The organism is Ruminococcus sp. D54t1_190329_F1 (assembly GCF_015551645.1).
Lineage (GTDB): Bacteria > Bacillota > Clostridia > Lachnospirales > Lachnospiraceae > Blautia_A > Blautia_A faecis.
Window position 1 is genome coordinate 191,399 of the sequence record NZ_JADNDC010000001.1, and the last position, 15,527, is coordinate 206,925.

11 protein-coding genes are annotated in these 15,527 nt (G+C 44.6%); all 11 read left to right on the top strand.

The features are described 5' to 3' along the window. The first annotated feature begins 25 nt into the window (after window positions 1–25). Window positions 26–1,558, top strand: a complete 1,533-nt coding sequence (locus I2D69_RS00855) for an ABC transporter ATP-binding protein (RefSeq protein WP_173770676.1) — start codon at window positions 26–28, stop codon at window positions 1,556–1,558. Beyond that, entirely contained in the window at window positions 1,559–2,656 is a 1,098-nt protein-coding gene (locus tag I2D69_RS00860; protein ID WP_148461205.1) for an ABC transporter permease, read from the top strand. It begins immediately after the preceding gene. Beyond that, window positions 2,657–3,649 (top strand): ABC transporter permease, encoded by a 993-nt coding sequence (locus I2D69_RS00865; protein WP_195379227.1) that lies wholly within the window; start codon window positions 2,657–2,659, stop codon window positions 3,647–3,649. Window positions 3,650–3,889: 240 nt separating this feature from the next. After that, the gene (locus tag I2D69_RS00870) at window positions 3,890–5,194 is read left to right on the top strand and encodes a hypothetical protein (protein WP_195379228.1); all 1,305 of its coding nucleotides are present in this window, start codon (window positions 3,890–3,892) and stop codon (window positions 5,192–5,194) included. A gap of 192 nt (window positions 5,195–5,386) precedes the next feature. Beyond that, a complete protein-coding gene (locus I2D69_RS00875) occupies window positions 5,387–7,063 on the top strand; it encodes a M3 family oligoendopeptidase (RefSeq protein ID WP_173717076.1) in 1,677 nt (558 codons plus the stop codon). 80 nt (window positions 7,064–7,143) lie between these two features. After that, a complete protein-coding gene (locus I2D69_RS00880) occupies window positions 7,144–7,713 on the top strand; it encodes a hypothetical protein (RefSeq protein WP_173717949.1) in 570 nt (189 codons plus the stop codon). A 204-nt stretch (window positions 7,714–7,917) separates the two neighbouring features. Then, a complete protein-coding gene (locus I2D69_RS00885) occupies window positions 7,918–10,218 on the top strand; it encodes an ABC transporter substrate-binding protein (RefSeq protein WP_195379229.1) in 2,301 nt (766 codons plus the stop codon). Window positions 10,219–10,415: 197 nt separating this feature from the next. After that, window positions 10,416–11,402, top strand: coding sequence for an ABC transporter permease (locus I2D69_RS00890; RefSeq protein WP_173717951.1), 987 nt, complete (start codon window positions 10,416–10,418; stop codon window positions 11,400–11,402). Between the two features lie 10 nt (window positions 11,403–11,412). Then, complete coding sequence (locus tag I2D69_RS19885) at window positions 11,413–13,155, top strand: ABC transporter permease (RefSeq protein WP_227198966.1); 1,743 nt, start codon at window positions 11,413–11,415, stop codon at window positions 13,153–13,155. 152 nt (window positions 13,156–13,307) lie between these two features. After that, window positions 13,308–14,360 (top strand): ABC transporter ATP-binding protein, encoded by a 1,053-nt coding sequence (locus tag I2D69_RS00905; protein ID WP_347708371.1) that lies wholly within the window; start codon window positions 13,308–13,310, stop codon window positions 14,358–14,360. After that, window positions 14,353–15,360 carry a dipeptide ABC transporter ATP-binding protein gene (locus tag I2D69_RS00910; protein ID WP_195379230.1) on the top strand — a complete coding sequence of 336 codons (1,008 nt, stop codon included), beginning with the start codon at window positions 14,353–14,355 and terminating at the stop codon, window positions 15,358–15,360. The genes I2D69_RS00905 and I2D69_RS00910 overlap by 8 nt, the downstream gene beginning before the upstream one ends. Window positions 15,361–15,527: the final 167 nt, after the last annotated feature.

Here is a 15,527-nt window from a genome sequence, read left to right on the forward strand (position 1 = left end):
AAAACGGGAAGGGAGGCACAACACTTTGGAATATGCCATTCAATTAAAAAATGTTACCAAAACATTTGGAAAAGTTGTTGCCAACAAAAATGTCAACCTTGACGTAAAAAAAGGTGAGATTCTCTCCCTTCTGGGAGAAAATGGAAGTGGCAAGACCACTCTTATGAATATGATCTCCGGTATTTATTTTCCAGATTCCGGCGAGATCATGATAGACGGCAGGAAAGTGGAAATCCGCTCTCCAAAAGATGCCTACGATCTGGGAATCGGTATGATTCACCAGCACTTTAAACTGATCGACGTATTCAGTGCCACTGAGAATATTGCGCTTGGTCTTGATAAAAAACAGAAATTTGATCTGAAAGAGGTTCGTAAAAAAGCACAGGCTATCTGTGACAGGTACCACTTTGATCTGGACCTGAATCAGAAGGTTTACGAGATGAGCGTATCCCAGAAACAGACTCTGGAAATTGTAAAGGTTCTTTACAGAGGTGCAAACATTCTGATCCTGGATGAGCCGACAGCAGTACTGACACCTCAGGAGACAGCCCGTCTGTTTGAGGTTATCCGAAATATGAAGGCAGATAATAAATCCGTTATCATTATTACCCATAAGCTTCACGAGGTTCTGGAGATTTCCGACCGCGTTGCCATTCTGAGAAAAGGAGAGTACATAGGTACCGTAGATACCTGCGAGGCCACTGAAAATTCTCTCACAGAGATGATGGTAGGCAAGAAGGTGGAACTGAATATTGCCCGTTCCGCACCTGTAAATCCGGTGAAACGACTTTCTGTTTCCCATCTGACCGTCTATAACCGGGAGGACATTAAGGTGCTGGATGATGTAAGCTTTGACGTTTATGGAGGTGAAATCCTGGGAATTGCCGGAATTTCCGGAAATGGACAGAAAGAGCTTCTGGAAGCCATTGCAGGACTTCAGATTACAGGCCAGGGCAGCAGTATTGAGTTTTACGAAAGAGGAAAAGAAAATCAGCCCCTTCAGTTGGTTGGAAAAACACCGAAGAAAATCCGTGATGCAGGTGTTCACCTTGCATTTGTGCCGGAAGACCGTCTGGGAATGGGCCTTGTAGGTTCTATGGGTATGACCGGAAATATGCTTCTGAAAAGCTATGGAAAGGGTGCATCCCCGCTTACAGATATGCGTACCCCGAAGAAAATGGCAGAGAAGGTTAAGGAAGAGCTTGAAGTTGTGACTCCAAGCCTGAATACTCCGGTATCCCGCCTTTCCGGAGGAAATGTACAGAAGGTTCTGGTAGGCCGTGAGATTGCAGAAGCACCTACTGTACTGATGACTGCCTATGCAGTGCGAGGCCTTGATATCAATACCTCTTATACCATCTATAATCTTCTGGATGAAGAGAAGAAAGAGGGGGTTGCCGTAGTCTATGTAGGTGAGGATCTGGACGTTCTCATTGATCTGTGTGACCGTATTCTGGTACTTTGCGGCGGTAAAGAGAATGGTATTCTGGATGCCAGAACGACTACGAAAGAAGAAGTTGGACTTCTTATGACAAATCTTCGGAAGGAGGGAAAATAAATGAGTGACACAAAAACTAAAGAACCCTTGATCCGAATTATTAAGCGTGACAGAAGTAGCTTCGGGTACAAGGTATGGGTTCGTGCGGCTGCCATTATTCTGGCGCTTGTAGTAGACGCGATTTTTATTTATAGTGTAACAGGCCTGAATCCATTATCTGTATATGGTGTTATGTTAAATGGTACTTTTATGACAAGCATCCGTTTTTCCTGGGCAATGCGAGATCTGGTAACCCTTCTCTGCATTGGTATTGCCCTTGCTCCTGCGTTTAAAATGCGCTTCTGGAACATTGGCGCAGAGGGACAGGTGCTGATGGGAGGCCTTGCCACAGCTATGGTTATGGTAAAATGTGGTGCCAGCCTTCCTACCCCGGTGCTTTTTCTGGTGATGTTCCTTACCAGCGTGATTGCCGGAGGTCTCTGGGGCTTTATTCCGGCAGTATTCAAGGCGTACTGGAATACAAATGAGACACTTTTTACCCTTATGATGAATTATGTGGCAACCAGTATTGTTGCATGCATGACCAATATCCTTCGAGGAAAGGCTTCCAGCCTTGGTAAGCTGAACATGTCTACACAGGTTGGATGGTTCCCGCAGTTTATGGGACAGAGATATAATATTAACATTCTCATTGTAATGATTCTCATGTTTGTAATGTTCTTCTATCTGAAATATTCTAAACAGGGCTATGAGATTACCGTAGTAGGAGAATCTGAGAACACAGCAAGATATGCCGGAATTAATGTTAAATGGGTAACCATCCGTACCATGATCATTTCCGGTGCTATCTGCGGTCTGGTTGGTTTCCTGATCGTAGCAGGAAGAGACCAGACCATTTCCACCACATCTGCAGGTGGAAACGGATTTACCGCCATTATTGTAGCATGGCTTGCAAAGTTTAATACGTTTTATATGGCTCTGATCTCCTTCCTGCTGATCTTCCTTTCCAAAGGTGCAGCAGAGATTGCTTCTGCATACAGCCTGAACGATTATGCAGCAAGTATTATTGAAGGCGTGATTCTGTTCTTTATCCTTGGAAGTGAATTCTTCATCAACTATAAAATGATTTTCCGTGGTTCCAAAAAGGAGGTGCACTAAATGAGTAATCTGATTGCGTGGATCATCAGGGCAATTCCATTTGGAACAATTATCATGTTTGGTTCCATGGGTGAGATTACCACTGAGAAATCCGGAAACCTGAATCTTGGTGTTCCGGGAATTATGTATCTTGGCGGCTTTGCTGGCTTCGCCAGCTCCTATTTTTACGAGAAAAATTCAGCAGATCCAAAGGGTTGGATATGTGTGATCCTGGCGCTTGTGGCAGCAATTGCAGCCTCCATGCTGGGAGGGCTGATTTTCAGCTTCCTTACCATTACCCTTCGTGCAAACCAGAATGTAACCGGTCTTGCACTTACCACATTCGGTATGGGCGTTGCTAATTTCTTTGGTGTATTTATTTTAAATGGTGCAAGCTACACTGCAGCACCGCTGGCATACGCTTCTTTTTCAAAGAAGATTCCACTCCTGTCCAGTAAGCTGGGAATTGTAAGTAAAACTGTTTTTGCCTATGGTTTTCTGGTATATGCGGCAATCATCATTGCTGTTGTGCTGCATTACGTGCTGAACAAAACAAGAGTAGGTTTGAATCTTCGGGCTGTAGGTGAAAATCCGGGAACTGCAGACGCAGCCGGAATCAATGTAACCAAATATAAATATCTGGCAACCTGTATTGGTGCCGGTCTTTCCGGAATCGGCGGATTATATTACGTTCTGGATTATAATCAGGGCATCTGGGCGACAACGGGACAGATCGAGGCTCTTGGCTGGCTGGCAGTTGCACTGGTTATATTTACCACATGGAAACCTCTGAACTGTATCTGGGGCGCGTATCTTTTCGGTATGCTCTACTGGCTGTATCAGTTCCTTCCAAGTATTCTTGGAATCAAGGTTGCAAGCTATGTCACAGACCTGATCCAGATGGTTCCTTATGTGGTTACCATTATCGTTCTGGTTGTAGTAAGCTTCCGAAAGAAAAAAGAAAATCAGCCTCCGGAAAGTCTGGGACTTTCCTACTTCCGAGAGGAAAGATAACAGGGATTGGTTTGATAGAATATTGAAATTTCAGAATCCTCTGCTTATGCTGTATGGTGCAGCATGCAGAGGATTTTTTATTCTTCAGACGGCAATACGATTTGTGAAAAATAAGTGTCCATAGGAAAAGAAAGTTTACAAAATATTTCGAAAATGTTATATTATTTTTAAATAACATGTGAAACATATAGAAAGGATAGCTGGCTCTTAGCTATACAGTTATCAGAAAGGAATAAAAATATGAAAAAAAGATATGTTCTTGCTGCGCTGGCAGCTATGACAGTACTTGCAGGCTGTGGAGATAATGCTTCTCAGCAGAAAAACACGGACAATACTACCCAGGAGAGCACAGCAGAGGATGATCTGACAGCTGCTGATCCGGATGAAGATGGAGAAGAACTGGATCCTGAATTTTCACAGGATGTAGAGAATAATGAAGTGATCGATGCAGATGATGCAGAGGAAGAAGCAGCTCTTGATCCCATTACTCCTTCTGAATATCTGGTTCAGAATGCTTCTGATTATGTGACTCTTGGAGATTATGATGGTGTAGAGGTTACCAGGTATACCTATGAGATCACAGACGATATGGTACAGGATGAGATCCAGGAAGAGCTGGCAGATGCCAGCGATGAGCAGTCTACCAATGCACCTTCCGAGGACGGAAATATTGTATATATGAATCTTACTGCCACTGTGGAGGGTGAGGAAGCTGCTGAGCCGGAAGAGACTTTTATCACCTTGGGACAGGAAGAATTTGGTGCAGAATTTGACCAGAAGCTGACAGGTGTTTCCACTGGAGATAAACTGGATTTCAGCATCACGTACGGAGATGATACCTGGCAGGAAGACTGGCAGGGAAAAACCGTTGACTTTTCAGTGGAGATAACAGATGTTACAGCTTCCAATACTCCGGAATATGATGAGGATTATGTGAAGAATTATACCGGGTATGACACGAAGGAAGAATATGAGGCTTCTGTAAAAGAATATCTGGAGCAGTCCTATGAGGAACAGAGTACTTATGATGAGACAGAAGATCTGATTTCTGCCTGCCTGGCACGTACAGAGTTTACGGGAGAATATCCGGACGACCTGTTTGAGGCATGCAGGGAAGAGGCACTCTCCGGTTATTCCATGTTTGTAGAGGAAGACGGAGATGTAAATGATGTACTGGATATGTTCGGGGTTACAGAGGATGATATTGCAGAAGAAGCCAAAAATCTTGTAAACCGCCGCCTCTTCATCAGTGCATATGCCGAAGCCAATAATATTGAGGTAACAGAAGATGAATACGTGAATTATGTGAATGAGTATGCTGACTACTATGGCGAGAGTCCTGCTGATTTTGAGACTCTTTATACACGGGAAACGCTTGTAAATGCCCTTTATGAGAGCAAGGTAACAGAGCTTCTTCTGGAAAAGGCAAACGTGACAGAAACTCCATATACACCAGAAGAGTATGATGAAGAGGAATCCAAAGAAGATGACACGCTTGATGATCTGGAAATCGTAGAAGAAGGAGAAGAAGGCGTAGCTGAATAAAATCTGAAGATTTGGCAAAACACACTTTCAACGTCATAATGTTCTTTTATTAACATTTTTTATAAATTTAAGCCTTTTAATTTAGATGTGATTATGATATAGTAAATAATACGCGACAATGGACGGACAGCATTCTGAAGATAAGCTTTAGGAAGTTTGTCCGCCCATTTGTGTCTATAAAGGAGGAACGAGATGAAATTTTCAGAAATGCCTTACACTCGTGTGGATTTTCCGGCTGTGATCGCACAGGCACAAGAGATTATCCAGCGCGCATCTTCTGCGAAGAGCGGAGAAGAGCAGTTCGAGATTCATCAGGAATTTAACAAGCTGATGGATCACGTGAGAACTCTTTACACCATCGCCCATATCCGCAGGGATGGAGATGTGACAAATGAGTTTTATGACGGCGAGAAGAGCTATTATGATGAGAAGCTCCCGGAACTGAACGCAGTGACAAATGAGTACAAGAAAGTACTTTTTGCCACCCCATATCGTCAGTATATGGAAGAGAAAATCGGACCGGTTGCATTTAAGTCCATGGAACTGGAGATGAAATCTTTCGATGACAGTCTGATTCCGCTGATGCAGGAGGAGAATGCCCTTGCTTCCCGTTACAGCAAGCTGATCGCTTCTGCCAAGATCATGTGGGAAGGAGAAGAACTGAACCTTTCCCTTATGCGCAAGTATATGCGCTCCCAGGATCGGAATACCCGTAAGAAAGCATGGGATGCTTTTTCAGGCTTCTTTGAGGAGAACCAGGCTGAGCTTGATGAAATCTACGATCTGATGGTGAAGAACCGTACCAGACAGGCACAGATGCTGGGCTTTGAGAATTACATTGATATGGGCTACTTCCGCATGAACCGTAATTCTTATACCAAGGAAGATGTACAGAAGCTTCGCGAGCAGATTAAGACTGTATTTGTACCGTTAGCTTCCAGAATGCACAAGAACCGTCAGGCACGCCTTGGGGTAGATGCACTTCGTTATTATGATATGGGTGTTTATTTCCCACAGGGAGATCCGGCGCCGATCGGTACTCCTGAGGAGATTCTTGAGAGCGGCCGCAAAATGTACACGGAGATGTCTGATGAGACAAGGGATTTCTTCAACATGATGATGGAGAATGAGCTTTTTGATGTATTCGGACGTAAGAATAAGGCTACCGGTGGTTACATGACGGAGCTTCCGGATTATGGTGTACCGTTTATTTTTGCAAACTTTAACGGAACCAGTGGTGACGTGGATGTAATCACACATGAGTGTGGACATGCATTTCAGAGTTATGTATCCTGCAAGGATCCGATCGCCGATCACTCCAGGTATCTGACCATGGAGACAGCAGAAATCCATTCCATGTCCATGGAATTCTTTGCGGAACCATGGATCGAGCTTTTCTTCGGGGAAAGAGGCGATGATTACCGCAAGATGCATCTTGAGGATGCCATCGACTTTATTCCTTATGGAACAATGGTGGATGAATTCCAGCACATTGTATACGGCAATCCGGAGCTTACACCTAAGGAGCGACGTGATGCATGGAACAGGCTGGAGCAGGAGTACCGCCCATATATGGATTCCACTGGCTGCAGGTTTATGGAAGAAGGCGGCTACTGGCAGAGACAGCACCACATTTTTGAGATGCCTTTCTACTATATTGATTATGTACTTGCACAGCTTTGTGCATTCCAGTTTAAGATCCGCATGGAGAAAGATCATGACGCTGCGTGGGCTGATTATATGAAGCTTTGCCGGCTTTCTGCAAGTGATTTCTATCCGTCCATGCTGAAACAGGTGGGACTTACAGTTCCATTTACAGATGGCTGCATTCAGAAGATTGTGGATGAGTTGGATAAGAAGCTGGGTTGAGTCATCAGGCAAAGACTGTGAGAAGGAAAAGCACTTTCAGGTAATAGATTGGGAACTCACAGGAAAGTTGAGGAAGAATTGTGAAAAAATATGGGAATGATTACCGCCAGAGAGGGGAAAAATTTGAATATACCGGAAAATGGTATGGCAGCAGCCTGTCAGTGAAGGAGCTGAAAAGACATGCCCTTAACAATACAGTTCTTATGGCAGCCGCCCTTGTGATCTATTTTGCCAGCCTGATGCTGAACAATGAAGGAAGCAGGATCTTCTGGATATTACTTCCCTATATGGTGGTAGTATTCCCTGTTTCCTATGGAATCATGGGAGGTGCTTCCTTATTTCTTTTTTGCAGACAGCAGGAGGGAAAAGCTCACTCACAGGTGGTAATCCCGGAAAAGCATATAGGGCATATGACCTGTGCACAGTATGAAAAAGGGGTGCGGCGTCCGGTAAGGTGCAGCATTGCCATCACGGTACTGGGACTTTTTACAAGCGTGGCAAACCTGATTTTTTTGTTAAAAGATTTCGAAAATCTTATTTTTACAAGGGAACTATTATTCGAGGCAGCCGCTGTGATGATTTTAGCACTGGGAAGTGTTAGTACTGCGCAAAACTGGCAGATTAAAGCGAAATTTACAAATTTTGAGTAAAAATCTTTCAGTTTTTGACAATTATGGACAAAATTCCAGACATATTTCGCCATATAGCTATTGCACATGTAATAAAACATGGTAAAATAGAGAGGTATAAGACAACAAATTTTCAGGTTGTCTGTAGTAGCTGGCCTCAGGAGTATGTTCGAAACATACCCTGTGAATAGTTACAATAAAATATCTCAAAAAGGAGGATATGATATGAGCAAGAAGAAGTTAATGGCCCTGTTATTATCAGGCGTCATGACAGCAACAACAGTGAGTGTTCCTGTTTTTGCTGAGGATGCAGACGCTGCAGAAGACACAGCTGATGCAGCAGAAGAGACTGAGGGAGGTTCTTCCGATACACCGCTGGTTGTTGGACAGACCAACTTCTCCGAGAAATTCTGTGGAATGTTCGCAGAAGCAGTTCCGGATCAGCAGATCTCCGATATCGTAGGAGCATATCTGTTTGATAACGACCGCGCAGGTGCTGTTATCTACAATGGTATTGAGGGAGAGACTACTGAGTATAACGGAACAGAGTATACTTACACAGGACTTTCTGATATTACAGTTACACAGGGCGAGGATGAGACTGTTTATGACATCAAACTTCGCGATGATGTAAAATTCTCTGATGGTGAGCCGCTTACCGCAGATGACCTTATTTTCACATTATATGTATATTCAGATACTGATTATGATGGAAATGCAACTCTGTATTCCACCAACATCAAAGGTATGAAGAACTACCGTCTGAATTCCACAGCAGCAGACTCTATCACAGATGAGGATGTTGCAAATGTATTAGCTGACATGCCAGACGAAGTAGCAGAGAAGGTGAAATCTGACCTGATCGTTCCGCTTCTTACCTCTGAGTATGACTGGGCACAGACTGCATGGGAAGATTACGCAGACGCTTACGGTGTTGCAAGCGGTGACGAATTCTTCGCAATGCTCTACGCTACCGAAGACGGCTACAGCGTAGACGGCAAAGACCAGGATACAATCATTAATGAGATCGCTGACCAGTATGGTACAGATTATGTAGCTCTTGCAACTGCATACGGCGATGAGGAATATTTCAATGAAGATGCTACAACAATTGCACAGGAATACCTGGTAGAGCAGAAAACTGCTGCAGGTGAGGGCGAGGAAGTTGCTAACATCGAAGGAATCAAGAAACTTGGCGATTACGAAGTTGAGATCACAACAGACGGATTCTCTGCTACTACAATCTACAATCTTGGCGTAATCGTTGAGCCAATGCATTACTATGGTGATGCTTCTCTTTATGACTATGACAACAATCAGTTCGGTTTCACAAGAGGCGACCTTTCCGCAGTACGTGACAAAGCAAACCAGCCACTTGGTGCAGGTCCTTACAAATTTGTGAAATATGAGAACAAGACCGTATATCTGGAAGCAAACGAGAACTACTACAAAGGTGCTCCTAAGATCAAGTACCTTCAGTGGAGAGAGACTTCCGACGCAGATAAGATTGCCGGTGTTGAGCAGGGTACAATCGACCTTTCCGATCCATCCGGAAGCAAATCTGCATTTGACCAGATCAAGAGCATCAACAGCAACGGCGAGCTTGATGGCGACAAGATCATGGTTAACGCAACAGACAACCTTGGATATGGATACATCGGTATCAACGCTAACACTGTAAAAGTTGGTGATGATGGAAGCTCTGATGCATCCAAGGATTTAAGAAAAGCAATTGCAACTGTATTTGCTGTATATCGTGACGTAGCAATCGATTCCTACTATGGCGATGCTGCTTCCGTAATCAACTACCCGATCTCCAATACATCCTGGGCAGCTCCTCAGAAATCTGATGCAGATTATAAGGCAGCTTACTCTGTAGATGTTGACGGAAATCCGCTTTACACAGATGACATGTCTGATGATGAGAAATTTGCAGCAGCTACACAGGCAGCTCTTGGCTACCTTGAGGCAGCTGGCTACACTGTAGAAGATGGCAAAGTAACAGCAGCTCCGGAAGGTGCTAAGATGTCCTATGAGATCATCATCGGCGCTGACGGAAGTGGAGATCACCCAAGCTTTGCAATCCTTACAGATGCTAAGGCAGCACTTGAGTCCATCGGATTCACACTTGAGATCAATGACGTTACAGACTCTAACATCATGTGGGATGCTTTAAATGCAGGTACAGCAGAAATGTGGGCAGCTGCATGGCAGGCAACAATCGATCCTGATATGTATCAGACATACCACAGCGAGAGCGTAAAGAGTAACTACTACCACATCAATGACGCTACACTGGATCAGGATATTATCGACGCTCGTTCTTCCGCAGATCAGGAATACAGAAAATCTGTTTACAAACAGTGCCTGGATATCATTCTTGACTGGGCAGTTGAGATTCCGGTATATCAGAGACAGAACTGCATTATCTATAGCCCTGAGCGTGTAAATGCAGATACCTTTACAAAAGATGTTTCTACATTCTATTATTGGTATAAAGATATCGAGAACATCGAGATGAACTAAAGGTATAAACTGAAGAAGTCAGACTAGCGCAGTGGGCTCACCCTAATAAGTGAGCCCACTGCCTTACTGGCAGTATGCCTTGGGTACTGATGTGTGCCGGGGCATTGCATACAGCCAGAACCGGCAGGACACACTGCCAGTAAGAACATCACAGTCAGAACTTCTTACCCTGATACTGGAAAGGACAGATAAACTAAATGAAGAAATTTATTGTACGTCGTGTACTTCTGGGAGCGATGATTCTGTTCTTCGTTTCCATGATCATTTACTCAATTGAGAGAAGCCTTCCTACCTCTTATGTAGAAGGAAGAGCCCGCGACATGTCCATGAAACAGGGCGCTAAGCCTTATGATGAGCTGGTTGCGGAATTAAATGCCTCCTATGGACTGGATAAGCCGGTTCTGGAAGGATATTTTGTATGGCTTGGAAAAGCACTTCACGGTGAGTTTGGAGAATCCTGGATCTTCCATCAGCCGGTAACCAAGAAATTCTCCAGTGTAATCTGGTATTCCTTTGTACTGGCGCTGGCCTCGTTCCTGTTGGAGATCATCATTGCAATCCCTCTGGGAATCATATCGGCCACCAAGCAGTACAGCAAAGTAGACTATGCGGTGACAGTGTTTGCCCTCATCGGTATTTCCCTGCCGTCCTTCTTCTTTGCCACTATTTTGAAATGGATCTTCTCCATCAATCTGAAATGGGTGGACCTGTATGGTATTGTAAGCCGTATGCATGAGTCTTACGGCAGCGTTGGAAAGGTATTGGATATGGCGCAGCATCTGATCCTTCCGGTGATCACCCTGACCATCGTCAGCGTTGGTTCCCTGATGCGTTACACCAGAACCAACATGCTGGAGGTATTAAATGCAGACTACATCCGTACTGCAAGAGCTAAGGGTGTACCGGAGAAGAAGGTGGTCTATCACCATGCGTTCCGAAATACTCTGATTCCGATCATCACCATCCTTGGAAGTACACTTCCAAACCTGTTTGGCGGAGCCATGATCACAGAGACTTTGTTCCAGATCCCGGGAATCGGATACACATCCTATCAGGCACTGACCCAGGGTGATATTCCGTTTACCATGTTCTATATGGTATTTTTGGCATTTCTTACATTGACCGGCAATCTGATCGCAGACATCCTGTACGCTGTGGCAGATCCAAGGGTACGAGTAAATTAGGAGGAAAAACATGAGTACAGATCCAACAAAGAAAAAAGACGATCATGTCAGTACCTCCCAGGCACTGGATGATGAGCAGCGTGTAAAAGTCCTCTCCCCTGGAATGCTTGTTGCCAAGAGATTTTTCCGCAATAAGCTGGCTGTGGCAGGACTTGTAATTCTGGTAACAATGTTTGTGTTCTCATTCATTGGAGGTATGGTCAGTCCCTATGGTGAGAGCCAGGTGTTCCGTAAAACCGACCACGTATGGAAGGATTATGCAGGAGCTACCTATAATAAAGCATATATTTTTGAAACAGCAGACGGAAGCGAGTTCCCGGCAGCCGGACAGCAGAAGTTCATTCTTGCAACCAACAAAGGGGATGCGACTTTTGAGGCAGATGGTGTAACTTACGGACTTGAAAATAAAGGCGAAGAATACTGGGCGATTTACTCCGCAGAGCCGGTTGCCACAGTTCTTACCCTGAAAGGCAAATCCACCTATAAACCGGCTGGAGATGCAGAAGTAACAGATGACATCAAAGAAGGCTATGAAGAAGCAGTAAGTAATGATGAAGATACCTTTGAGGTGGACGGCATTACTTATTCCATTGAGAAGTCCGGACGTGAGAATCTGATCACCATTTCCGGAGAAGTTGCTTTTGCAACAAAGAAGGTCTTCAGCGCAGCCACCAGCGATGCACAGCTTGGATTTGAATTCCAGCAGCTTGCACTGGATGCCCTGGAAAATGGCGAGTCTTCTTTTGAGTGCGATGGCGTAAAGTATGAGATGAGCACTTTAGAAGGTGAGACTGCTACAGAGATCACCAAAGACGGCGAGGTTTATGCAACAGTTTCCGGTCTTCTGGTATCCCCGCAGGCAAACGGTGTATTCCTTTCCCTTTCTTTTAAAGAGGCAGTGGAGCAGGCAATCACAGAGAAAGCCTCCACATTTACCGCTCTCAATGAGAATGGTGAGGAGGAGACCTATCAGCTTCAGACAAAGAATACACAGTATGTAGTCCGTAACCAGAAAGAGACTACTGTCAACGATACCTATGCAGCTCCAAGTAAGAAGCACTTGGTAGGAACTGACGGAAACGGTATGGATATGCTTACCAGACTGATGTATGGCGGACGTATCTCCCTGATGATCGGTTTCGTTGTTATCATTATCGAAGGTATCATCGGTATTCTCATCGGTGGTATTTCCGGTTATTTTGGAGGATGGGTAGATACCATTCTCATGCGTGTGGTTGATGTTGTTATCTGTATCCCAGCAATGCCGCTGTACATTATCATCGGTTCTGTTATGGATTATTACAAGATCGATCCGCGAATCCGTATTTATGCACTTTGTGCGATCCTGGGTATCGTGGGATGGCCAAGCATTGCCCGTATGGTACGTGGACAGATCCTCTCCCTTCGTGAGCAGGAGTTCATGGTTGCAACAGAAGCGACAGGTGTTCGTGTGTCCAGACGTATTTTCCGCCACCTGATCCCTAACGTTATCCCACAGCTGATCGTTATTGCAACAATGGGACTTGGTGATGTTATTCTGATGGAGGCAACTCTTAGCTTCCTTGGAATCGGTGTTAAGTTCCCATATGCTTCCTGGGGTAACATTGTAAATGCGGTAAATGATGTATACGTACTGACCAACTTCTGGTTCGTATGGATCCCGGCCGGATTTTTGATCCTGCTGACCGTTCTTGGATTTAACTTTGTGGGTGATGGTCTTCGTGATGCATTTGACCCGAAAATGAAACGGTAGGTGCGAATATGGCATTATTTGGTAAGAAAAACGCAAACTATATCTCAGCTAAGGAAACCAAAAGAATCTCCAAAGAGAATCGAAAGATCACCAATGAGATAGAGAAGAAGAGAAACAGAAAGAATATTCCGGAGTCAGAGTATATCACTACCATGAAGAATCCGGAAAACGTAGTTGAGTTTGACAATGTTCATACTTATTTCTTTACAGATATCGGAACGGTTAAAGCCGTGGATGGTGTAAGCTTTGAAATTCCTCAGGGAAAAACAGTTGGTGTTGTTGGAGAGTCTGGTTGTGGAAAGTCTGTAACAAGCCTTTCCCTTATGCAGCTGGTACAGCGTCCTCAGGGACAGACAGTAGAAGGAGAAATCCGTTTTAATACCGGAGACAAGGTTTACAACATTGTAAACACTCCTACAAGTGAAATGCAGAAGCTTCGCGGAAATGAGCTTTCCATGATTTTCCAGGAGCCTATGACTGCACTGAACCCGGTATTCCGTATTGGAGAGCAGGTTGATGAGATCACCAAGCTTCACAATCCGGATATGAGCAAAGAGCAGGTAAAGGCCAGAACCATCGAAATGCTGAAGCTGGTTGGAATCGCCAACAGTGAGGGCGTTTATAAAATGTATCCTCATGAGCTTTCCGGTGGTATGCGTCAGCGTGTATGTATCGCAATCGGTCTTGCATGTAATCCAAGACTGATCATCGCTGATGAGCCTACCACAGCTCTTGATGTTACCATTCAGGCCCAGATCCTGGATCTGATGCGCAACTTGAAAGATAAGATCAATTCTTCCATTATGCTGATTACGCATGACCTGGGGGTTATTGCAGAGATGGCAGATTATGTAGTAGTTATGTATGCCGGCCGTGTAGTTGAGAAGGGTACTGCAAGCGAGATTTTCAAGAATCCGTCTCATCCATACACCATTGGACTTATGCGCTCCAAACCGGTTGTAGGCAAGAAGGTTGACAAGCTTTACAGTATTCCGGGTAAGGTTCCGAACCCTATTGATATGCCGGATTACTGCTATTTCCGTGATCGTTGTGAGCTTAGCTGTGACAAGTGCCAGGGAAGCTATCCAGGCGTGATCAAATTAAGTCCTACACATGAAGTAAGCTGTTACCGTTATGCAGACCGTCCGGAAGCTGGATGGCTGGCAAATGTTCATCCGGGAGAGGAGGGAAAAGCTCATGAGTGAGAATAAGACAGCAGAAAATACAAAGAATCAGCAGTCCGATAACATTCTGGAGGTATCCCATCTTAAGAAATATTTCCCGATCAAGGGTGGAATGTTCGGTAAGCAGGTTGGAGCCGTAAAGGCAGTTGATGATGTTTCTTTCACATTAAAGAGAGGAACTACAATGGGTCTGGTTGGTGAGTCCGGATGTGGTAAATCTACCACAGGAAGAACCATTTTAAGACTGATTGAGAAAACAGATGGACAGGTTCTCTTCAATGGAAAAGATGTTTATGGTCTTTCCAATAAAGAAATGCGCGATATGCGTACCAAGATGCAGATCATTTTCCAGGATCCCTATTCTTCCCTTTCTCCAAGACTGCCGGTTGGCGAGATCATCGGGGAAGCTGTAAGAGAGCATAACCTGGTTCCAAAGTCTGAATATGCAGATTATGTGACCAAGATCATGGATGACTGTGGACTTCAGTCTTATCATAAGGACCGTTATCCACATGAGTTCTCTGGTGGACAGAGACAGCGTATCTGTATTGCGAGAGCACTTGCATTGAATCCGGAGTTCGTTGTGTGTGACGAGCCGGTTTCCGCGCTTGATGTTTCCGTACAGGCTCAGATCATTAACTTGTTAAAGGAACTTCAGGAGAAGAGAAATCTGACTTATCTGTTTATCTCTCATGATCTTTCCGTTGTAGAGCATATTTCCGATACCATCGGCGTTATGTATCTGGGAGGTCTTGTGGAGACTGGTACCACATCAGATATTTTTGCAAATCCTCTTCATCCGTACACAGAGGCTCTGTTCTCTGCAATTCCAATGCCGGATCCGGATCTGAAGAGAAAACGTATCATTCTGGAGGGAAATATTCCATCCCCGGCGAATCCGCCTAAGGGATGTAAGTTCCATACCAGATGCCGGAAGTGCATGGAGATTTGTAAGAATCAGGTGCCTGAGGTAAAAGATATGGGAAATGGGCATAAGGTGCGCTGCCATCTGTATGACTAAGAATAAAGCAGGCCAGGGATTACCTGGTCTGTTGCTATTTAGTGTGTTGAAAGTTGTTCAAGGCGGACGCATTCGGACAATGGTGATTGCTCACTCGCCGGCGCAACGCTCCAGCGAACTAACTGCTAACTGCGACTAAATCGTTCAGGAGAGCCTTCACGATTAAG